Source organism: Streptococcus sp. CF8_St5-11 (assembly GCF_024295625.1).
In the GTDB taxonomy this organism is placed as follows: Bacteria; Bacillota; Bacilli; order Lactobacillales; family Streptococcaceae; genus Streptococcus.
The window spans coordinates 623,454-645,529 of the sequence record NZ_JANCOJ010000001.1; the positions used below are offsets into that span (position 1 = coordinate 623,454).

The 22,076-nt window shown below is 43.4% G+C and carries 21 protein-coding genes; 6 read left to right on the forward strand and 15 right to left on the reverse strand.

Translation table 11 applies throughout. The features are described 5' to 3' along the window. Positions 1–216: 216 nt before the first annotated feature. The 9 genes from NMM13_RS02905 to NMM13_RS02945 all read right to left on the reverse strand — a co-directional run bounded on the left by NMM13_RS02905 (position 217) and on the right by NMM13_RS02945 (position 10,357). A complete protein-coding gene (locus NMM13_RS02905; protein WP_254727507.1) occupies positions 217–1,044 on the reverse strand; it encodes a PrsW family glutamic-type intramembrane protease in 828 nt (275 codons plus the stop codon). Beyond that, positions 1,037–2,698: a C69 family dipeptidase gene (locus tag NMM13_RS02910; RefSeq protein WP_254727510.1), complete on the reverse strand. Its 1,662-nt coding sequence runs from the start codon at positions 2,696–2,698 to the stop codon at positions 1,037–1,039. The genes NMM13_RS02905 and NMM13_RS02910 overlap by 8 nt, the downstream gene beginning before the upstream one ends. Positions 2,699–3,270: 572 nt before the next feature. Next, complete coding sequence (gene fni, locus NMM13_RS02915) at positions 3,271–4,275, reverse strand: type 2 isopentenyl-diphosphate Delta-isomerase (protein ID WP_254727513.1); 1,005 nt, start codon at positions 4,273–4,275, stop codon at positions 3,271–3,273. Beyond that, positions 4,272–5,279 carry a phosphomevalonate kinase gene (locus NMM13_RS02920; RefSeq protein ID WP_003005421.1) on the reverse strand — a complete coding sequence of 336 codons (1,008 nt, stop codon included), beginning with the start codon at positions 5,277–5,279 and terminating at the stop codon, positions 4,272–4,274. The genes fni and NMM13_RS02920 overlap by 4 nt, the downstream gene beginning before the upstream one ends. Then, on the reverse strand, positions 5,269–6,219 hold the full coding sequence (gene mvaD / locus NMM13_RS02925) for a diphosphomevalonate decarboxylase (RefSeq protein ID WP_254727516.1): 951 nt from the start codon (positions 6,217–6,219) through the stop codon (positions 5,269–5,271). The genes NMM13_RS02920 and mvaD overlap by 11 nt, the downstream gene beginning before the upstream one ends. Then, on the reverse strand, positions 6,201–7,079 hold the full coding sequence (mvk, locus tag NMM13_RS02930; RefSeq protein ID WP_254727519.1) for a mevalonate kinase: 879 nt from the start codon (positions 7,077–7,079) through the stop codon (positions 6,201–6,203). Before mvk ends, mvaD begins: the two co-directional genes overlap by 19 nt. Before the next feature lie 171 nt (positions 7,080–7,250). Further along, positions 7,251–8,192, reverse strand: a complete 942-nt coding sequence (locus NMM13_RS02935; RefSeq protein ID WP_254727522.1) for a serine hydrolase domain-containing protein — start codon at positions 8,190–8,192, stop codon at positions 7,251–7,253. Between the two features lie 10 nt (positions 8,193–8,202). Further along, complete coding sequence (locus NMM13_RS02940; protein ID WP_254727525.1) at positions 8,203–8,970, reverse strand: CppA family protein; 768 nt, start codon at positions 8,968–8,970, stop codon at positions 8,203–8,205. A 106-nt stretch (positions 8,971–9,076) separates the two neighbouring features. Next, positions 9,077–10,357 (reverse strand): DUF308 domain-containing protein, encoded by a 1,281-nt coding sequence (locus NMM13_RS02945; RefSeq protein WP_254727627.1) that lies wholly within the window; start codon positions 10,355–10,357, stop codon positions 9,077–9,079. Positions 10,358–10,455: 98 nt separating this feature from the next. Between NMM13_RS02945 and NMM13_RS02950 the strand changes: the two genes are divergently transcribed. The 4 genes from NMM13_RS02950 (at position 10,456) to NMM13_RS02965 (ending at position 15,888) form a co-directional block, all read left to right on the forward strand. Then, on the forward strand, positions 10,456–12,744 hold the full coding sequence (locus NMM13_RS02950; protein WP_254727528.1) for a Xaa-Pro dipeptidyl-peptidase: 2,289 nt from the start codon (positions 10,456–10,458) through the stop codon (positions 12,742–12,744). Between the two features lie 89 nt (positions 12,745–12,833). Continuing rightward, positions 12,834–13,343, forward strand: a complete 510-nt coding sequence (locus tag NMM13_RS02955) for a DUF536 domain-containing protein (protein ID WP_255309074.1) — start codon at positions 12,834–12,836, stop codon at positions 13,341–13,343. 53 nt (positions 13,344–13,396) lie between these two features. Further along, positions 13,397–13,990: a 3'-5' exonuclease gene (locus NMM13_RS02960; RefSeq protein ID WP_254727531.1), complete on the forward strand. Its 594-nt coding sequence runs from the start codon at positions 13,397–13,399 to the stop codon at positions 13,988–13,990. A 323-nt stretch (positions 13,991–14,313) separates the two neighbouring features. After that, positions 14,314–15,888, forward strand: a complete 1,575-nt coding sequence (locus NMM13_RS02965) for an ABC transporter ATP-binding protein (RefSeq protein ID WP_254727534.1) — start codon at positions 14,314–14,316, stop codon at positions 15,886–15,888. 268 nt (positions 15,889–16,156) lie between these two features. Here NMM13_RS02965 and NMM13_RS02970 read toward each other — a convergent pair whose 3' ends face one another. From NMM13_RS02970 to NMM13_RS02980, 3 genes are all read right to left on the reverse strand, one after another. Further along, a complete protein-coding gene (locus NMM13_RS02970; protein ID WP_003005613.1) occupies positions 16,157–16,456 on the reverse strand; it encodes a YbaB/EbfC family nucleoid-associated protein in 300 nt (99 codons plus the stop codon). A gap of 181 nt (positions 16,457–16,637) precedes the next feature. Beyond that, positions 16,638–17,333 (reverse strand): LrgB family protein, encoded by a 696-nt coding sequence (locus tag NMM13_RS02975; RefSeq protein WP_003008843.1) that lies wholly within the window; start codon positions 17,331–17,333, stop codon positions 16,638–16,640. Further along, complete coding sequence (locus NMM13_RS02980; RefSeq protein WP_254727537.1) at positions 17,326–17,706, reverse strand: CidA/LrgA family protein; 381 nt, start codon at positions 17,704–17,706, stop codon at positions 17,326–17,328. Before NMM13_RS02980 ends, NMM13_RS02975 begins: the two co-directional genes overlap by 8 nt. Before the next feature lie 237 nt (positions 17,707–17,943). On the opposite strand from NMM13_RS02980, the gene NMM13_RS02985 reads away from it, so the two are divergent. Beyond that, positions 17,944–19,116 carry an NAD(P)/FAD-dependent oxidoreductase gene (locus NMM13_RS02985; protein ID WP_254727541.1) on the forward strand — a complete coding sequence of 391 codons (1,173 nt, stop codon included), beginning with the start codon at positions 17,944–17,946 and terminating at the stop codon, positions 19,114–19,116. Between the two features lie 123 nt (positions 19,117–19,239). Next, entirely contained in the window at positions 19,240–20,112 is an 873-nt protein-coding gene (gla, locus tag NMM13_RS02990) for an aquaglyceroporin Gla (protein ID WP_254727544.1), read from the forward strand. A 46-nt stretch (positions 20,113–20,158) separates the two neighbouring features. On the opposite strand, the gene NMM13_RS02995 is transcribed toward gla, so the two are convergent. The 3 genes from NMM13_RS02995 to NMM13_RS03005 form a co-directional block, all read right to left on the reverse strand. Then, positions 20,159–20,809, reverse strand: a complete 651-nt coding sequence (locus NMM13_RS02995; protein WP_254727546.1) for a hypothetical protein — start codon at positions 20,807–20,809, stop codon at positions 20,159–20,161. A gap of 99 nt (positions 20,810–20,908) precedes the next feature. Continuing rightward, complete coding sequence (locus tag NMM13_RS03000; RefSeq protein ID WP_254727549.1) at positions 20,909–21,235, reverse strand: AzlD domain-containing protein; 327 nt, start codon at positions 21,233–21,235, stop codon at positions 20,909–20,911. After that, positions 21,222–21,917 (reverse strand): AzlC family ABC transporter permease, encoded by a 696-nt coding sequence (locus NMM13_RS03005; protein ID WP_254727552.1) that lies wholly within the window; start codon positions 21,915–21,917, stop codon positions 21,222–21,224. Before NMM13_RS03005 ends, NMM13_RS03000 begins: the two co-directional genes overlap by 14 nt. Positions 21,918–22,076: the final 159 nt, after the last annotated feature.

The window sequence follows — 22,076 nt, forward strand, 5'->3', positions numbered from 1 at the left end:
ATATAATGAAACTTTCCGCCGTGAAAAAAGTGCTAGAAACACTTTTGTTTCTAGCACTCGGAATTATTGAGACCTTAGGCTCAATAATTAGTCATGGAACTTCTTCGAAGTTCGCTGACGTCCGTCTTCACCTAAGGAAAGTTTCTAAGATGATTTTATCTTCACTTTGAGAACTAAGACCCACGTCTTAGTTCTTTTGTGTTTGAAAAATTTTTCTTATTGTTTTAAAAATGGCAACTCGGGATGTTTCTTGGTATAGATCACCACTTCGATAAAAGTCCCTACTTGGACGGCAAAGAGCAGTCCGACGAGAAGATTAATCCGATGGTCTGTTTCATAAAACGGAGAGTTCCATAAGAAGTGATTGGCTACTGTCGAGAGAACACACCAGAGCCCAAAGAGTTTTTCCTTTTGCTGGGTCACTTGAGACAACAAGAGGAAGATACCAACGGATACAACAGCTGTATAGAGGGCATGTGAAGCTAATCCACCAGAGATCCGGTTAATGGCCTCAGTAACCGCGGCTAATTGACTGATTTTGGTTTGGCGGGCAACGTACCCTAAATCCTCAATGATTTGAAAACCAAAGCCAGAGCCCAAGCCTGCAATTAGAATTGCTTTTAGATCTTTCTTGCCAACCATCAAGACAACCCAAAAGGCAACCAGAGCCTTAAAGAATTCCTCTGAAAATGGGGCTGTCAAGGCATCGGTCCACTTGTTAAAGACAGTGGCATCCTTGATCACATGGCTATTCATAATATCAATTAAGCTATTGCCTGAAAAGCTCAACCAGCCTGCTACGAAGGCTCCTCCAAACATGGCAATCCATAAGACATAAGTTGGGACAGTCAACTGCTTGGCCAATCGTTTTGAAAAGAGATAGAGCGGGATAATAATAGCAGCTAAGACAGACAAGTTTAAGACCAAATCTCTGCCGGCAGACTGGCTAAATTCTTGTTGAGAAAGATGACCGAGTTCAAACTCCAAGCCAATTCCTGCAAACAGTAGAAAAAGATAGATTGAGGCTCTTTGAATTTTAGTCATCTTGTTTTCCTCCCTTTTGTTTCTTTGAGCGAATCAGGTAGATCACAATCGCTAGAAGGGTTGCTCCGAACAAGCCTGCTGCTAAAATGTAATCATAGTCAAAATCAACCAGATCAATTTTCTCTTCATAAGCAGCATCTTCTTCATCATCTAGATCTTGCAGAGCACTTTTTCCGTGTTCATCTGCTACCTTTTGTTCTGCTTCTTTTCTAATTTCTTGCAAGCGTTCAAAGGTTTTCTCAGCTCTCGCTATTCCTTCCTCTGTTGCCTTCTTACTCGCTTCTTCAGGCTGAGAAGCAAGGGCAATTTGTTCCTGATCACTCAGATCTTGTTCAACCATCCACTGAGATTCCAATCGTTCCATTTCAGTACGAATCGCCCCATCTTCGAATAAATCAGGATACTTGGCTACAAGGTCATTGATTCTTGAAATGGTCCAATACCAGGAGCGGTCATTGTAATGATCGCCTAATTCTTGGTAGGCTTGATAGGTGTTGAGAATATTGCCATAGTACGGTAGGTAAGGAGCATTCCGCGGACTGCCCATCGATAGCCACATGGTTCCTCCTCCAGCACTCGCTGGAACTTCATCTTTCAGTTGGAAAATATGGGCCTCCATGACATTTGGATTGGAAATCGGGTATTTATAAACTGCATCAAACTCTCCTTTTTTCGGGATGCCTTTTCCATCTAGCTCCATTTGATCCAGTGGTTTGTATTTGGTTCCTTCCAAACGATTGCGTTGGAGATTCATGGCATCGCGGAGAGTTAATTTCCGATCGGTTGTATGAAGAAGGTCAAAGGACGCATCATCATATTTAACAGGAGAGCTTGGGTCTAGAGATTTGATCCCCGACCAAACCCGCGAACGATCCGCTTCTTGCAAAGGCGGATTATAGGATTGAGAAACATGGAATTTTCCATCCACTTCCTTATAGCTATTGGCTTCTTTGGCGACTTTTTCAAGATCTTTTGAGGCAATCGTACGCTCTGTATCCGATAAATCAACATGGCCTAAGAAGAAAGTATTTGGAAAGACTGCAAAGCGATCTTCTGGGAAGAGAATGGCCGCATATTGGTGACCGGATAGGATTTCCATATACCAGACACCTTCTTTATCGGCAATGGTCACAATATTTCCTTCTGCAGCGCCTTTTTCTTCGACGATTTTAGCAATGAGTTCAACCCCTTCTCTTGCGGTTTTCACACTTGGGAGAACAATGCTGGTTAAGCCGGATTCTGCCAAACCATCCTTGACATAGGGATCCACTTTTTGGATCTTGTCATTTGCTGAAGCAGATACAGTCGCAGAAATGGAAACCCCATATTCATTGAATCCTGCTTCGTCAAAAATTCCCTGATCTGGGGTGACATCTGGGACTGCTGTATACTTATAGCTAATCTCTGGCAAGGGATATTGAAAACCGTTGGCGGCATCCTCAAAAATGGCTCCTTTTTTATTGTAGACACGCTCTCTGACCACAAAATTTTTATTATGGTTGGGTTCTAAATCTTCGGTACGCCCTACCAAGGTCGAACCGTCGGCAGTCAGTTTCTTCCCGATGATGAACCCTGTACAAGCCTCAACAGGTTGAGCAATCAACAAAAGCGGAAGCAAGGCTGCTACAGCTGATCGAAAATAGTGCTTCTTCATCCTAAACTCCTTTTTAAAAATGTTTTTCCTTATTTAGTATACTCTTTTACAAGCCTATTTTGCAAGCGATTCCAGCAACCGTAAACGATTCGTAAATTATCAGAATTTTGATGATATAACCGTCACAAAAAAAGAAGAAGTGGGGAAGAACTCCGTAAAATAAAAAAGGTTTCCAAAACCTTTTCACTTTTTTCCTCCACATAGCTCCAATAGTCTGGGAGACTGTTGAAGGTTGCAGATAAAGGAAACATTTTTTTCATCACCATCGGTCATCTTTGGAGCATAAAAAATAAACTAAGACTTAGCAAACTTGCTCGCAAGTGCAATCGGTCACCTCTTAGCAGTGCTTTGAGCAACCAACCACTGCATTTTACAGTTATTCTATCAAACATCAAGAGGCTGGGACAAAAGTACTAGCCTCTCAATTATTTTTGGATTGTCGAGCAAGACGCAGTAGTTGAGTGGGCTCTACTACGCTGATTTCATCAGCTTTTACAGCCCTACTCAACTGTGCGGAGGTGGGACGACTAAATCGAATTCTAACGAATTACCGATTTCTGTCCCACTCTCTTTCATTTTCTCTGTTGATTTGCTTGCCACAATTTTCCATAGAGGAGATAGTCAACTTCACGGAGCTCTTTCAGGTTCTGACAACCGAGCGCACAAAGGAGCAATCTGAGATCTTCTTTCCAGCCTTGGACAAGGGCGATCACTTCTTCAATGCTCTTAGTCTCTACCATCTCAAGAAAAACGCGGGAAAGTCCTACGCCACGTGCTCCAAGGACCAAGGCCTTGACCATATCAAGGGGATGACGAATGCCCCCACTTGCGAGGACCTCCACCTGATCTATCTGATCCTGTAACTGTAAGAGACACTGCGCAGTTGATTGTCCCCAATCATCCAGATAAGCGCGATTGCCACCACGACGATTCTCAATATAGGCAAAACTAGTGCCACCACGACCAGAAATATCGACGGTTTTGATCCCAGCATCTAGCGCAGCCTGAACTGTTTTGGGATCCATACCAAAGCCGACTTCCTTCAGGACTACAGGTACAGGAAAGCCCTGCCCATAGCTCTTGAGATGGTCTTTCCAAGTGTGGAAAATCCGCTCCCCTTCAGGCATGAGCAGCTCTTGCATCAGATTCACATGGACTTGAAGAAAGAGGGGTTGTAGCTCTTCCACTGTTCGCAAGCCCAAATCTGGCTCTTTATCGATGCCAATGTTGGTTGCTAAAAGAAGATGAGGATGGTCTTTTTTGACCGCATACGATTGATCGCTTGGATCCTTCAGTGCCGCGCTGTAAGAGCCGGTCACAAAGAGAATCCCACAGGCTTCGGCTACTGCTGCTAACTTTTGATTGATCTCTTTGGCCCGTTTACTCCCACCTGTCATGGCATTGATATAAAAAGGAACTTCCCAATCACGCCCTGCGAAATGGGTTGTTAGATCAATCTCCGCTAGATCAACAAGGGGGAGGGATCGGTGAATCAGCTCGATCTCATCAAAGCTATTATAGGAGGAGCTTTGCTCCAAGGCATAGCGAATATGCTGGTCTTTTCGATTTTCGCTCACGAATCTCCCATCCTTTCTTGGTAAATGACTTCAATATTCTTTTCCTTCCAGCGGTCTATCAAGGTCTGAGTCTCAACTGGGTCAAAACTAAGGGCGATTCCACAGTCGCCTCCTCCAGCACCACTAGATTTAGCACAGGCAGAAAGACCCTCTGTCGCTTCTTGCAGAACTTTCAGAGCTGGGGTATAGATCAAAGGGTTCAAAGACTTTAGGTTCTTATCCGCACGTTTGATACTGGTCTCAATTTCTTTTTGGTTCCCTTCACGGAGGCCTTTTTCAAGATTCTTCACTGCGCTCTGGCTCTCCTGAAGAAAATTTTCCTTGATCGCCCCCTTGACCTGGCGGATCAAATCACTTGAAATCGCTGGTTCCTTGGTCCAACCAACCAGAAAATCATAAGAGATGGCTGGCTGGATCGAGCAGATCTGGTAGTCCCAATCCAGGTCTAAAACTTGTGACAGGGGCTGAGAAGTCAAGACTTCATGCAACCAAGCTCGATCAAAGGATTGGTAATAAATCAACTCCTCGTAAGCAATACAAGCCAAATCGCCCATGGAACCATTGTCCCCTCTTTGCACCAAGACCACTGCTGCTAGTCGAAAGAGCAGATCTGGACTTAAGTCTAGTTCATACAGAGCGGCCATGGCCTTGATCACGAGCAAGACCACACTTCCGCTGGAACCAATCCCATACTTTTTCCCCTCTTCGCCCAATGTTCCCCTAAGGTGAAGATCAAAGGGTTTAGGGGCTATCCCCTGATCTTTCAGCCACTCTTCCATGAGCTGAATGGTCTCTTGAATCAAGGCGTAGTCCTTATTTGGGGTCAAATCCACCTGATAACCAAAGAGATCTGAGGCTAACTGGTAAGCTGTTGCTTCTTGGATAGTAGCTGACAGATAAATGGGAATAAACTGAATCACGGCTCCATAGCCAGGCGTTAGCACTGCGTATTCTCCAGCTAGATAGAGCTTGCCTCCAGTCTGTACCTGATACTTAGTCTTCATCTTGAGGGTCCTTTGTCTTAGACACGATGGTCCGATAGCGGGCGTCAAATAAAGGCACCAGCTGATCCAAGTCTTCTTCTAAACAGAGGACTTTAACATTTGGCCCTGCATCCATAGTAAAGTAACAAGCATGGCCTGCAGCGCGAAGCTCACGGACAAAGTCCATAGCTTTGTGGCTTTCTTCTGTCAAGTAGCTAAAGGCTGGAGTGGCTGTTCTAGTCGTCGCATGCATAGCAAGGGCATTGCGCTCTGTCAACTGACCGACCTGTTCAAAATCATTGGTAGCTAGATAGTCCAGCATGTCCTTGTAATCTTGTCGAGACTCTTCGATCCATTCTTTGAAATTAGTCGAGGTCTCCATGCAGCGTTTCATCCCTTCCCGACTGGAAACGGGCTTTTGCTTGTCATTGAGAACCAGCATGATCATCGCGAGTTTCAGGTCTGTTTGGACCTTATAAATCTCTCCACTTTCTTTGTCCCAGGCTGCTAAGGGACCAAAGAAAGACCGAGAAGAAGATCCCGAAGCAAACTTGGCTTTTTGAGCTAATTCCTCCTGACTCAAGCCCAAATCATAGTACTGATTGCAAGCCTTGACGAGAGCAGAGAGCCCGCTCGAGCTAGAGGACAAGCCTGCTGCGGTTGGCATGTTGTTGCTGGTATCCACCCGAACAAATCCTACTTCATCTGCTGGCTTCAAGCTATCAATCACAGCTCCAATTTTGGCTTGCTCAGCTGGATTTTGGAATTCCCCATCGATGTAAAATTCATGCATAGTCGCATCTGCTGGCAAGGGAGAGAGACTCGTCTCTGTATACATATTCTCTAAGGTCAACGAAATCGAACTGGTCGAAGGGACCATCTGTTTGGCATCTTCTTTTCCCCAGTATTTGATAATCGCGATATTGGCATAGGACTTAGCCTTTACAGGTTTTCGATCCATGTATGGTGCGCTCCTTCTTTTTCTAATGCATGGGCAATGGTTGCTGCTTCACGAGAATCCTTGACGAGGGCAATCACACAGCCTCCAAGACCACCCCCGCTCATTTTAGCGCCTAAGGCCCCGTTTTCAAGGGCAACAGCGACCAAATGGTCTGCTTCAACACAGCTGACACCGACGGCTCTCAAGTGGTCATGGCAAGTAGTCAGAGCCTGTCCTAGGCTCGTTAGATCATTCATTTTCAGAGCCTCTTCCACCTGCTGGGTCAACTGACCAATCTCATGGAAATGGGACAAAACTTCCTGCCCTTTGGCTTCAACCTTTTGGATCGCCTCACGGGTATTGCCGTGAATTCCCGTATCCGCAATCACCAAGCTCGCTTTTATACCCAGCTCCAGCGGGTAAAAGCCGACATTTCGGATAAATTTAATGGCTTGATCGCTCAAACAAGTCTTGGCATCGAGCCCACTTGGATTCATATGGGCAATGGTTTCTGCTCGATTGACCAGGATTTCTAAGGTCTCATCATTCAGCTTCTCTTGATAATAGTCAAAAACGGCACGAATAGCTGCGATACTCACTGCTGCAGATGATCCCATCCCCCGTTTTTCCGGTACCATGGACTGAATGCGACAGCGAATCCGGGCCTCGCGAATCCCGAGGTGCTCAAGAGACGCAAAAACTGCCATGGACAAGGTGTCATCTTCAAACAAAATCCATGGACTGTCTGCCGGGATGATCTGGCAGATCACTTCGATATGATGGAGTGGCAAAGCAATAGCCGGATAACCATAAACCACCGCATGCTCTCCAATTAAGATAATTTTACTATGCGCCCTTCCGACGCCTATCTCTTTGTTCATATTCATCTCGCTCTATTAAGGTCATTACTATTTTAATATAAATCAGCCAAAAAAGCGATGCTTTTGAAGGAAATCCAACCTAAGACGGAGTTCAAAAATGAATCTCCTACCAGTTTCTTTCTCACGGACAGACCGTAAAAGGCCAGGATCCATCATCCTAGCCTTCCATTTCTATTTTTCACATTCTTGTTTGATCAGGTCCATCAAAGAGTTGCGGTCGAGGATCCATTGGGCCCGTTCATCCTTCTCATAGGTCCGGTTGGACAAAAAGATCACAGCTTCCTGCCTCTTTCGATTGTACATGATGAAGGTTCCTGTATAGCCCGTATGATCCAACCAGTCCCCCTCTAGATTCCATCCAAGAGCGCGGGTCTTGCCCTCTTCACGCGCAAAATTCTGAGACAAGTCACGCGCAAAATCATCCTTCAGATAATGCTCTAAGAAGCGCTCTAGATCAGCAACAGTTGAAAAAAGTCCAGCACTTCCCGCATGACAGCCCAGAACTCTCGCTTTGGGATCATGAACACTTCCAGAAGCCACTCCACGGACCGTTGGCACCGCCTTTTCGACCGGCCCAAACCGTGTTTCTGTCATCTTCCAAGGCGTAAAAATCAGCTCTTCAAATAAACGATCCAAGGGCTGGTGAAACCTGTCTTCCAACCAAAAGCCCAGCAGAAGAAAATTGACGTCGGTGTAATGAAAACTCTTGTCTTCTTTTAACTGCAAATTTTCAAGGGCTGTTTTCAACTGCCTCGCATCCAATTGATCCCGGTTGGGGATAAAAGGATCGAGACCAGAAGTATGGGTCAAGAGTTCCCGGATGGTCGTCTTCTCATGAGCAAAACGTGGGTAAAGCTCTTTAAAGGGGCGATCGAGTGGAAGCTCCCCTTTCGCATACAAAAAGGCACAGATGGTAGCGACTCCGACGACCTTGCTGACACTGGCCAAATCATAGACCAGATCAGCCTCTACTGGCTCACCTTTTTCAGGGTCCGCAAGTCCTAGATAGTTCTCACTCCACTGACCATTGCGGTAAAGCGCAAGAGAGGCACCTGGATAGATGCCTTCTTGGATTTGTTCGGTAATTTTTTCGATGATTGCCTTCACGCTCATCACTCCATTCTTATTCTTCATAAGAAATATGGACCTGATCTTGATTGGCTTCAAACCAGAGTTCGATCTGGCTTGGATCCTTGGCAATCAAGAAAGTTCCCTTACGGTGCACAAAATCGACAGCGTCTCCCAAGCGTTCTTTCAAGTCTTCCACATCAAAAGGTGCCAATTCGACCTTGATCATGCTCAAATCCCAAGTTACCTTGTTTTCCACTTGGAGATCTTCTCCTTGGGCTTCCTGCAAATGGATAAAGCGGGCAAGATCTGGCAAGCGTCTGTAAAGCTCCTGAGATTGGGCCAGATCGGCCACATTGACTTCAAGAAAGTCCACATCAAAGCTGGTCAAACCCTTGAAATCTTCTGGCACGTCAACAAGAGGCGCTTTCTCCAAAGGTTCTAGGCTTTCAAGATTTTCTTCAGCATGCACGAAAATGGTATCTCCTTGAGGAGACACAACTTCAAAGGCGCGACCATTAGCACCTTGGTAAAGGGCGCTTGTTTCTGGCTGGCGGGCCAACAAATAATCAATTTCTTGAGCTTGTGCCACTTTCACCACGATACGCCCCAATTTCTTTGGACCTTCGACCTTACGCGAACGCATACTCGGTGACTCTTCTAAGACAATTTTCTCTACTTTTGAGGCATCTCCTAAAGATAAGAGAGCTCCTTCTTCTACTAATACTTTCATTCCCAATGTCTCTTCATAAAAGCGTTGATTGACATTTCGGTTATTCACTTTCAAGACTGGGATCACTCTTACGATCTGATTTGCTGTCATACTTTCCTCCAAGCACTTTTTATTGTAAAAGATTTTCTGGCTTTTTACAAGAAATCTTGTGCAAAAAAGACAGATTTTTCAAAAATAAAAATCTGTCTTTCTTTTTTTAGTATACTGTTCGTGCATGGACCAACCCGTTTGGAGCTTCAAATTCATATTCTAAATAATCTTGATAGGTCCCTGGAGCAATCACTCCACGCACATCTAATACAGCCGTTCCCGCCTGTCCCACAATGGAATCTGCTAACAGGCAGCAATTCGTAGACAGAACAAAGTAAGATTTAAAACGCGAAGAAGTAAATTTATATAGCTCAGCCCCTAAATCATATTTCAATTTGTAAGCGTAGGTCGGCTGACCGTCTTCCAGTAACCTACTAGGTGGATCCCAAGGTTCTAACAACTGATCAATTTCAGCTAGACGCTTCTCTACTGCCTGATTCTCTTCTTCGGTAAGGGATAGGCTGTAGCCAAACAGCGTCTTTTGACTCTCTTTTTTACATAGTTCGATGTATGGTTCCTTATCCACTTTAAACAGTACGCCATCCCCAATCGTCCCAAATAGACGCTCTGAAAAGGGATCGTAACTTCCGTAAGAAATGACCTTCCCCTGATAACAAATATCTACATGCCCAATCGCTCCAAATAAGTTGCTGTCAGAAGTATGAACCAAAATTTCTAATTCCCTTGCCTCTTCTTCTTTTTTCACCAATCGATAAGGGCCTGTGTGTCCCGCCGAGCTCCCTTTTTGAAGAAACTGGTTAAACCGTTTTAACTCCTTAGCAGGGATAAAGGCTGCAAAGATAACCGGTAGGCTAATACGAAAGCGACGTTTTAACTCTTGGCCTTGTTGGTCTTTGTCAAATAAAATACCATCTCGAATATTAGAAATCCCCAACAAGACCAGATAAGCCCCCAAGAGGATAAATTGGAAGTGCCCATCTGAACCAGGTTCCAAGACAGTTGCTAGACCAATCCCACCGTTTAAAAGCGCATCCCATAAATAGAGCCAGCCTCCTTTTACCCGATTGGCCTTATAAAGCCAAAATGTGATCCCATAGACAATGGCACTCCCCAACTGATATGCCCCTAAACAAATCACAACTAAGTTTACGGGCAGACTACTCAGTCGATTCAACCAGATCAACGCAAGTGAAAGAAAAATAAACCAAATAGAGTGGCTATAGGAAATAGACTTGCTACGTAACAAAAAGCGAAGAAGAAAGCTTCCTAGTCCATCAACTAAAAAGTAAATGGCTAATAGATCCAAGGAAAATTTTGTGAAACCAACACCATTTCGAAAAATGAGGATCCCAAAAATGACAGCAAGAACCCCAAACAATAAGGTCCTTCTTCTTGCAATTTGTTCAAAAGATATTTTTTTCAATATTCCTTCTCCTTATAGACGAAAGGTCTTTAGACAAATACCATTTTATCAAGTATAATATAAAAAGTAAAGAACAAAGAAACTGATAAAAGGAGCAGCCTATGAAATACAATCAATATAGCTATCTATCTGTTGACCAAAAAGACATTCTTAAGGAACTAAAAGAAATTGGGTTTGACCTTCCCCTTCATCTTACAGAGAAAGAACTGTTTGAATGGTTTGTTCGCAAGGTTTATTTCACCTACAAAAATACAGATTATCCCCTCTCTAACCTAGTGGCGGATGCTGAAACAGATCTCCTGAGCTATTTCCAATCAGACCGCGAATGGTCGCCGGAGATTTTTTACACAGTAGCTCTCCAGTTGCTCGGTTTCCACTATTTTATTGATTTTGAAGATACGGATAGCTTCTTGAAAGAAGTCCAATTTCCGATTGAGTATGGAAACTTGGTTGAAAACCTCTATCACCTCCTCAATACTCGAACAGTCAAAGGGAATTTACTAATTGATCAGTTGGTCAGCGATGGTTTGATTCCTGAGACCAACCAGTATCACTATTTTAATGGTAAGAGCCTCGCGACCTTTACAAGCCAGGATGCTATCCGTGAGGTCGTTTATGTCGAAAGTCGGGTCGATACCGACCAAGATGGCCTGCCAGACTTGGTCAAGGTCAGCATCATCCGTCCTCGCTACGAAGGCAAGATTCCAGCTGTCATGACCGCTAGCCCTTACCACCAAGGGACTAACGACAAGGCCAGCGACAAGGCCCTCTACAATATGAATGTCGACCTCGAGGTCAAAGAACCTCATACCATTCAAGTAGAAACACCTCAATTAGAATTGGTGGACCCTCTTGGTCAAGCTGAACTAGTCGATGAAGCTGAAGAAACCCTCACTCATATCAATTCCAGCTATACCCTCAATGACTACCTGCTTCCACGTGGCTACGCCAATCTTTACGTCTCTGGAGTGGGGACAAAAGATTCACAAGGGCTGATGACCAATGGAAATTACCAACAAATCGAAGCCTACAAGAATGTCATCGACTGGCTCAATGGCCGTTGCCGGGCCTTTACAGACCACACACGCCAGCGCCAGGTCACAGCTGATTGGTCTAATGGAAAGGTCGCAACCACCGGGATCTCTTACCTTGGAACCATGTCTAACGGTCTTGCGACCACAGGTGTGGACGGCCTAGAAGTCATCATTGCAGAGGCTGGGATTTCTTCCTGGTACAATTACTACCGCGAAAATGGTCTCGTGACCAGTCCTGGTGGCTATCCAGGTGAAGATTTTGATTCCCTTGCCGAATTAACCTACTCGCGCAACCTTCTGGGTGGGGATTATTTACACCACAATGCGGCCCACCAAGCCTATCTTGATCGCGTCAAAAAAGAGCTGGACCGAGCTTCTGGAGACTACAATCAGTTCTGGCACGACCGCAATTATCTCCTACATGCTGATCGGGTTAAGGCTGAGGTGGTCTTTACCCATGGTTCCCAAGACTGGAACGTCAAACCGCTTCACGTCTTTAACATGTTCCAAGCCCTTCCAGCCAACATCAAGAAGCACCTCTTCTACCACAATGGTGCCCATGTCTACCTCAACAACTGGCAGTCCATTGACTTCCGTGAGAGCATGAACGCCCTTCTCTCTAAAAAATTGCTGGGCTACGATTCAAGCTATGAATTGCCAACTATCATCTGGCAGGATAATACAGGAGAACAAAGTTGGACTTCCTTGGATGATTTTGGCAATCAAACAAGTCAGCGGACCTTCTCGCTGGGAGACGGTGAAAAAGTCATCCAAAACCGCTATGCAACGGAAGATTACGAGCGCTATGGCAAGGCTTATCCGACCTTCTTAAGCGATCTTTACCAAGACAAGGCCCAACAGGTGACGATCGATCTTCCAATCGAAGAAGACCTGCACCTCAACGGGAAAGCTCGCCTTCACCTACGACTTCGCTCCAGCACCAATAAAGGCCTTCTCTCAGCCCAACTCTTAGAGCTTGGAAGCAAGAAATACCTCCAACCCTATCCTGCAGTCTTATCGGTCCGTACGCTGGATAACGGTCGCTACCACATGCTAGACAACTTGACCGAGTTGCCATTCAAGGAGGCGGGCCAACGAGTGATTTCGAAAGGTTATCTCAACCTCCAAAATCGTCATGACCTCTTAGAGGTTGATGCCGTAACACCAGGCGAGTGGATGGAATTTGACTTTGATCTCCAACCAACCATCTACAAGCTCGAAAAAGGGGCAACTCTTCGCTTGGTCCTTTACACGACGGACTTTGAAATCACTGTGCGTGATCAAACCGATTACCAACTCACCATTGACTTAGCACAATCAAGCCTCCATCTTCCTGAAATGACAGAGGCCCACTAATCGTGGTATCAAGGCTTATCCTTTCTTTGCTTCATTTGACAGCTTAGCCTACTTATGTTACTATCTAATAGAGTATTTCATAGAAAAAGATATTAGAGGAAGTTATGGCGATTGAAAAAACTGTCAGCGAAATTGCTGAAATTTTAGGAGTCAGCCGCCAGGCGGTCAATAACCGTGTCAAGGCGCTGGCTCCAGAAGATACCCAAAAAAATGAAAAAGGGGTTACCGTTGTAACCCGTAGTGGCTTGATCAAGCTCGAAGAAATCTACAAAAAAACTATTTTTGAAGATGAACCAGTCAGCGATGATGTGAAGCAACGCGAATTGATGGAAATTTTGGTAGATGAAAAAAATGCTGAAATCGTCCGTCTCTACGAGCAACTCAAAGCCAAAGACGAGCAACTCGCTAAGAAAGATGAACAGTTGCGCGTGAAAGATGTTCAAATTGCTGAAAAAGACAAGCAATTGGACCAACAACAACAATTGACTTTACAAGCAATGAACGACCGCGATACCTTGAAACTTGAACTCGAACAAGCCAACGAAAAAGTTCAAGAGCAAGAAAGCAAAGGTTTCTGGGCACGCGTTTTCCGTCGATAATCCGGGGCTGGATCCTACCAGTCCCTTTTCTTTTCTACCACAGGAGATTTCCAATGAAAACATTAGAAGATTATATCGCCTTCGATATCGAATTTAACCAATTCGAAGGTGCCTATCAGATCATCCAGGTGTCAGCCGTGCGTTTTACGGACGGTAAAGAAGTCGACCACTACGACTCCTACGTATACACCGATAAGCCTCTAAAAAGCTTTATTAACAGCCTGACTGGCATTACACAGGACAAGATCCAAAATGCCCCACAACTAGAACATGTCCTCATCGAATTCAAGACCTTCGTTGGAGACCGGCCCTTGATCGGATACAATGCCAAAAAGAGCGACCTTCCCATTCTACTTGAAAATGGCTTAGATTTAGAAGAGCAGTACGCTGTCGATGTCTTTGACGAAGCCTTCGAACGTCGTCCATCTGACCTTCATGGCATTAAAAATCTCCAACTCCACACCGTTGCAGAATTTTTGGGAGTCGCAGGAAAATCACACGATAGCTTAGAAGACGCCCGCATGACAGCCCTTGTCTACGAACAATTTCTCGAATTTGATCAAGGCCGCACCCTCCTTGAAGAGCAAGAGAACTTCTCCACCAACCCCTTCGGAGACTTGGACTTATCCGGATTTTTTGATGAATAAAAAAAGCTCAAAACTGAGCAGTACTCCTAGAGTTAGATGTTTTCATATCTTTCTTTGGGGGTTCTTTTTATTTCATTTCTGTAAAGATTGACTAAAGTAAATTTTCATCCAACAGACAAGTAGAGATTTTTCAAAGGCTTAACTTAAAATATTAGTTATTAAAGATTTAATCATTTCTAATTTTTTGAATATTCATTGACCAGACTTATTCTTAGATGTATAATGAGCATGTAAAATATATCACAAAGAATAATATGTAATAAGATTTAATGATTACATCTGATATTTCTCAACCATAGGGTTCTATTTTCTAGGAGAGATTTATGATTAATATCTTTAAATATCTTGATAAAAAAACAAAATACCTAACCATTATTGGAGCACTGGCAAATGGGGGTCTCGCATTAGGGCAACCCTTGGTTGTTGCCAAAGCACTATCGATAGATCAAAATAACCTTACCTATTCCTCTATTTGGAAATTTGCTCTCTTTGGTTTTTCTGTCTATTTCGCTTTGTATAGTCTAATGTTATTTTGTAATCATGCAAATAATGTCTTTAGACGTGAAATTCACATGAATATCCGAACGGCCCTTTTTCAGAAGTTAATGGAAGACAGGGAATATAGTGAAGATGAAAAGATTACCATGCTGACACAGGATATGGAATTTCTAGGAGATAACTTTTTTGAACGCTATATGTCTATTTCATGTTGGGGATTTGGAGCACTGATTACGGCGATCTATATCATTGCCCAAAATGTTTTATTGGGTTCTATCTTTGTTTTCTTCACAATCTTACGTCCCATTCCACAATTCTTGATGAATAATAAGCTAAAGAATTCAGGGGATGAAATGTCTCAGGGAAGAACAGCTGTTCATAACCAAATCTCTGATAGTATTCGAGGAGCTCAGACCTTGCGGATGAATCAAGCCTTGCCTGAAAATTCTCAGCGCGTCTGGAATATCAATCTTCGTTATCAACGAGCTATTCAAAGGTTTGCTTTTACCCATAATATTGTTTTCTTTTGTAATGGTTTTATGGTCTTTCTGAGCCAAGTACTCCCCTTGGTATTAGGGTTCTTCCTTGCTATGCAGGGTCATCATGTTTCAGTGGCTAGCCTGGTTGCTATGTATATTGCTGCTGGTCAACTGGTAGGGCCTATCCAAAATATCATGTATGATGTGGTTGAAGTACAAGGAGCCAAAACAACGGCAGAAAAGATTTTCGGAATTTTAAATCGAGCAGATGATAGTGAATCGGACAATCATTCGATCTCCCAAGTAGAAGAGCTAGAAATTTCCCATTTAAGTAAATCTTATAACGGTAGAGAGATTCTTCGCGATCTTAATCTAGCCATTCGACAAGGCGAAAAAGTCCTCATCAAAGGGCCAAGTGGCTGTGGGAAATCAACCCTCTTTCGAATGATCACAGGAGAAGAAAAGCCGGATGCCGGAACGATTACTTGTCGGACAAGGGATGGAGTTAAAACAAGTCACTTTGTTCGTCAGGTAGGCATTATCAGCCAGCATCCTTTCCTCTTTAATGATACTATTCGCTACAATCTCAGTTTGGGACAGGAGTTTTCAGATCAAGAATTAGAGACTGTTTTAAGACAGGTCAAACTCGACCATGAACTAACTGATGGGCTTGATTTTGTAATCACTAATAACGGAGAAAATATTTCAGGCGGACAACGTGTCCGGATTGAACTAGCCCGCTTCCTACTTCGTAAAAAGGATATTTTATTAGCAGATGAGGTAACTGCAGCTCTTGACGTAGAAAATAGTCAAATGGTTCGAGACTTGATTTTCTCACTACCGATGATGGTGTTAGAAATCGCTCACCATATTGATGATGAAAGTCGATACGATCAAGTCATTGAACTAAGAAAAGAATAAAATTGCTGACATAAACCTAAAAATATATCGTTAGTGTTTCAAAGAAAGAAAATACTAAAACTTTCCGCCGTGAGAAAAGTGCCTGAAACAATAACGTTTCAGGCACTCGGAATTATTGAGACCTTAGGCTCAATAATTAGTCTTGGAACTTCGAAGAAGTTCGCTGACGTCCGTACTCACCCAAGGAAAGTTTTTAATATGACTTTGTCTTCAATCTGAAAAAGGCTCAAAACTGAGCCTCTTTTGAGTTAATGAAAACTTCCTTAGCTTAAAATGGTAATTTCCCTGCGAAAGCACCGAGTTTTTTCTTAGTTGCCGCATCAATTTCTTCAATGGCAGCATTGATGGCTTGCACCGTCATATCAGAAAGCGTTTCTGTATCTTCTGGGTCAACCACTGCAGCGTTGAAATCGATAGAAACGACCTTCTTATCGCCTGTCAGGGTTGCAACAACCAAGTCTTGAGCAGATTTCCCTACAAATTGAGTTGCGGCTAATTCTGCTTGGCTTTGCTCCATTTGCTTTTGCAATTTTTGAGCTTGCTTCATCATATTTTGCATATTCATCATAGTAATGACATTCCTTCCAACTTCTGAAATTTACAGTTCATTATACCATTTTTTAGACGCTTGGAAAAGCTTTGGATAGTAATCATGAAAAGCTTCTTTCACTCCGGATTGATTTTTAAGCTTTCACTACAAAATGAAAGAGAGCCTTTTTGAGCCTCTCTCAGAAAAATAATAAATTGTTTTAGGATAAAATCATCGAAGCCACAATTGGACTAATGAATACATACAAAATTCCTGTGATCCCAATTGCCAATCCTGCCATAGCACCGGCCACATGACCATACTTAAACGCTGTCCCTGTTCCTACTGCATGTCCTGTTCCGCCAAGGGCTAAACCAATAGCCACTGGATCTTTTATTTTTAACAGTTTCAATATCGTTGGGCCCAAGACACTTGTTAATAATCCAGTTGCTACAACTACCACAAGAGTGATGGTCGTAATTCCTTGCATTTTTTCAGTAATCCCAACTGCCATTGCAGTCGTAACTGATTTTGGAAAGAGCGAAATGGCTAGAAAGTACTTCATTCCAAATGCTTTCGCGATCAAGGCTGTAAAAATCGTATTCACAATAACTGCCACTGTCGAGCCGATCAGAATACTCCGTGCATGATGCTTCATCAAATGGAAACTCTTATAGAGAGGAATCCCCAAGGCGACTGTCGATGGTCCAATCAACTGATTTAACAGGGAACCACCGACATAGTAATCTTTATAAGAAATTCCTGTAATCATTAAGAATAAGATAACGATAACTGTAGCCACTAAAAGTGGCGTTGTTATTGGATGAGGATACCTGCGGAAAATTAACATTCCAATCAAATAAGCCCAAATAGATAAGACAATCCCAAATAAAGGATTACTCGCAAAATTAGCCATGCTTGCGTCCCCCTTCTGGATAATCACCTTCAAAACGATTTTTTATAAAACTAACCACGATTGCAATTAAAGCCACATTGATGACCAAGGCTCCAAGTAGAATCAACATGATCGGAAATAGATAAGGCGCAATCACATGAAACTTATCCATAATACCGACAGCAGGGGGAAGAAACAGAATCGTCATGTTTGCTAATAAAAAATTTCCTACCATATTTACATGGCGAATACGTAATAACTTAAACTGCAATAATAAAAATAGGATCAACAGTCCGATCATACTTCCAGGAATTGGTAAGTGCAACCCATCAGAAATGATTTCACCAATTAATGAAATCGTGAAAATAATCGTCAGTTGTACATATAATTTCATCTCCATCTCCCTTTTTATGGATCATTTCCAATAAGGATTCGTATCCTCGCTTCTGCCTACTTATAGGTAAACATCCTCTTATTCCCTATCAGTTTACTCCTTTTCGGAAAATTTGCAAGTTTTTTTCTAAAAAAATAAAACAAATTACCAAAAATTGAAGCTACTATTTTGATTCATGACATCCATTTTATGATACAATGAAACCAAAAACGGTTAAGTTACCAAGAAAGGATCTACATGACTCACTTTCACACCATTGTCATCGGTGGTGGCCCAGCAGGTATGATGGCGACCATTGCCAGCGCCTCCTATGGCCAAGCTACGCTACTGATCGAAAAAAATAAAAGGCTCGGTAAGAAACTTGCTGGTACCGGAGGAGGCCGCTGTAACGTCACGAATAACGGGACCTTAGACGATTTGATAGCCGGTATCCCTGGAAATGGCCGTTTCCTTTACAGTGTGTTTTCTCAATTTGATAATCATGATATCATCCAATTTTTCACCGATAATGGCGTCAAGCTAAAAGTCGAAGATCATGGCCGGGTCTTTCCTGCTAGTGATCAATCTCGCACCATTATTCAAGCCTTAGAAAATAAGATCCTTGAGCTAGGTGCTAGCATTGCCACCAACTGCGAAGTGGTCTCCGTCACCAAGCCAGAAGACGTCTTTATCGTCAAGTCTGCTGAAAAAACATGGACAGCTGACAAGCTGATTGTCACAACTGGGGGCAAATCCTATCCTTCTACCGGCTCTACTGGCTACGGACACGAAATTGCCCGCCACTTCAAACACACCATCACCGATCTCGAAGCAGCAGAAAGTCCTCTTTTGACAGACTTCCCACACAAGGCCCTCCAAGGGATCTCTCTGACAGATGTGACCCTCAGCTACGGCAAACACATCATCACCCATGACCTGCTCTTTACGCATTTCGGTCTTTCTGGCCCTGCAGCCCTTCGGATGTCTAGCTTTGTCAAAGGTGGGGAAATCTTATCTCTGGACCTCCTTCCGACTACCTCTTCTCAAGAGTTAAAAGACTTTCTAGAAGAGCATCGAGAAAAGTCCATTAAAAATAGCCTCAAAACCCTTCTTCCTGAACGGTTAGCTGATTTCTTGGTGCAAGGATTCCCTGAAAAAGCCAAGCAACTCACTCCTACTCAGACAGAAGAGATCATTCAAAAAATCAAAGAGATGCCTATTCCTGTCACTGGGAAGATGTCCCTAGCTAAGTCCTTTGTAACCAAGGGCGGAGTTAGCCTTAAAGAAATCAATCCTAAAACCCTAGAAAGTAAGCTGGTTCCTGGCCTCCACTTTGCAGGAGAAGTCCTCGATATCAATGCTCATACAGGTGGCTTTAATATCACATCTGCCCTCTGTACTGGTTGGGTCGCAGGAAGTCTTCATTACTGATAAATCATTCTCCATACTTTTTTCTCCACCTATTGAAACAAAATTTTGAAAAAATCTTTACAAGTTAGTATTTACTTGATAGAATGGATTGGTATAAAATTTATAAAGGAGATTATTAGAATCATGGATTTTGATTTTAGTGTTAAACTCATGACTGAGTTTTTCGGGACAGCTTTGCTACTTATCCTCGGAAATGGTGCTGTTGCAAACGTTGAATTAAAAGGAACTAAAGGTCATCAAAGTGGATGGCTTGTCATTGCGATCGGGTACGGAATGGGTGTTATGATGCCAGCCTTGATGTTTGGTAATGTTTCAGGAAACCATATTAACCCTGCCTTTACTCTTGGACTTGCGGTTAGCGGACTCTTCCCATGGGCAAATGTTTTACCATACATCGCTGCTCAACTTCTTGGAGCTATGTTTGGACAATTGGTTGTCGTTGCAGCTCACCGTCCATACTACATCCAAACTGAAAATCCAAACAACATCTTGGGAACATTCTCAACGATTTCTAGTTTGGATAAAGGAACTCCTGAATCACGTAAAGCTGCTACCATTAATGGCTTCATCAACGAGTTTGCCGGATCATTCGTACTTTTCTTTTGTGCACTTGGTTTAACTAAGAATTTCTTCGGAGCAGAGGTTGCTGGTCTAGCTCAAAAAGCAGCGGCTGAACAAGGAGGAGTCTTTGATGCTACTTCAACAGCAGCCAAATTGGCTTTGTCACAAGCACATGCTTCAGGACTAGGAATTGCTCACTTGGCTCTTGGCTTCCTTGTTATGGCTCTTGTTACGTCACTCGGTGGTCCTACTGGACCTGGTTTGAACCCTGCACGTGACTTTGGTCCTCGTTTGGTCCACGCCTTCCTTCCAAAGTCTGTCTTAGGAGAGCACAAAGGGGATTCTAAATGGTGGTATGCTTGGGTACCAGTTGTAGCCCCAATCCTTGCTGCTATCTTAGCTGTACTATTGTTCAAAGTTATCTATCTTGCTTAATCTAACTAGTAAAAAACGAACTCGATTTTCCATCGAGTTCGTCTTTTTATTGTTCTTTGGTTAATGAAAAGCGGAAATCATTGTATTTAGTATAGTCAAATTCTGTATTGAGATCCGTTGTGAAAACAATCGGTGTATAGTGTCCGTCTTCTAAGACAAAACCAGGCTCAAATCGGAAGTTTGCTCCACCTAAGCCTGTGATCCCAGGGAGCAAGGCATCAGCCCCATCAAAGCCTTCAACATTCCAATAGTAGATATTTCCAGTTGCTTGGACGGCTCTTGCCGTATAGGTCGCTGTTCGAGTCGGTTCGCTGTCATTTTTGAAGCTTACCACTGTTGTTACATCCCCATTGGCATCGACGGTCATTTTAATCGAATCCGCTTGTGGACTAGATCCTACCCAAGTTCCCACCAGTTCTGCAGGGACAGTAGCAGACGCATTCTCGGTCTTACTAGAGTCTTTTGTACCTGTCGCGCTACTGGTTTGAGTTGAAGAGCTAGCTGTATCTTTTGCCTGAGCAGAAGATGCTACACTCTTTTGGCTATTACTTTTGGCTTTTTTCTCTACCTTACTGGTAGATGCTTTTGCGGAGGAGGAAGCTGTCTTTTTATCCTTAGCACCACAACCACCGAGAGCTAGACCAAGTGAAGCAGCCACCAGAACAGCGGCACTCCAACGGAAGATTGATTTTTTCATACGATCACCTCTTTATCTTTCTGACTCCCATTATACACCAATTGTTACAAAGATCAAGTTTTTTGTAACAATTGTAACTTTTTTTGTAATATATTCCGTTTAAAATGCCAATCGTAATAGAGCGATCAAAACAATTCCAAACAAAACGGTTCCCATAAGGTTTTTGTAACGAAAGGCTACAAAGAGACTGGGAATGGTCACCACTAGGTCCAACCAGTGAAACTGCGGGAGGCTTCCAATTTTCCCATCTACTAAGCTTGATAAAACCAAGGCAAAGATAATGGAAATGGGCAGGTATTTGAGAAAGCGGGTCACAGGAGCCGGCAGTCCCTTGTATTTAACTAAGAGGAAGGGCAAGATCCGAGGAATCCAGGTAACGAGTGCTGAGGCCAGAATGGCCATGAAGATAGAACTATTCACGCGCATCACAAACCACCCCCACAAAACAGCCAATCAAGGTCGCAGCTAGCACAGCAAGCGGTTGCGAAACATAAAAGAGTAAGAGCAAGAAACTCACTGCTACTGCTAAGAGCACCAAGAGCATGGTCTTGGTCTTTTCTGTCAGTTGCATTCCTTGGAACTGGGCTGCAAAAATCCCAATAAACATAGCCACTAAGGCAAAATCAAGCCCAAAAGCCTTTGGATCAGGTAGGAGAGATCCTAGAGCTGTTCCGATAACCGTCGCACTGATCCAGGCCACATAGCCTACTAGATTGTTCCCATGCATCCAAGGAACTGTAATGGTATCCGTCTTTAACTTCTCACTCAAGTAGACCCCATAACTCTCATCAGTCAGGAGGCTTCCAATCCCGATGGTATGAGCGAGACTAGCATCCTTAAAGTCAGACGACGTATGCAGACTCATCAACATATTCCGGAGATTGATCAAACACACGGTCAAGGCCATATTCAAGATCGAAGAGTGGGCCGCAATCAGAGAGATCATCGCAAACTGAGCCGCCCCAGCATAGACCAATACACTCATCAAGGCCATCTCCAAAGGAGAAAGATAAGGAGACGCCACCACACCACAAGCCAGGCCAATACTGATATAGCCCAAAGCCGTCGGTAGCGCGTCCCTCACCCCCTGCCAAAAATCTTTTTCCACTCTCTCACTCCTTTCTGAATCATTGACTTCTATTATAACACAAGAAAAAAGGTTGAAAAAGGACCAATGAAAGAGAAAGCTTTATAATCCCTTCGCAAATCCGCTACTAGTTGGTGAGATCCCAGCAAAAAAGCCATTGGAATCACACATCCAATTGGC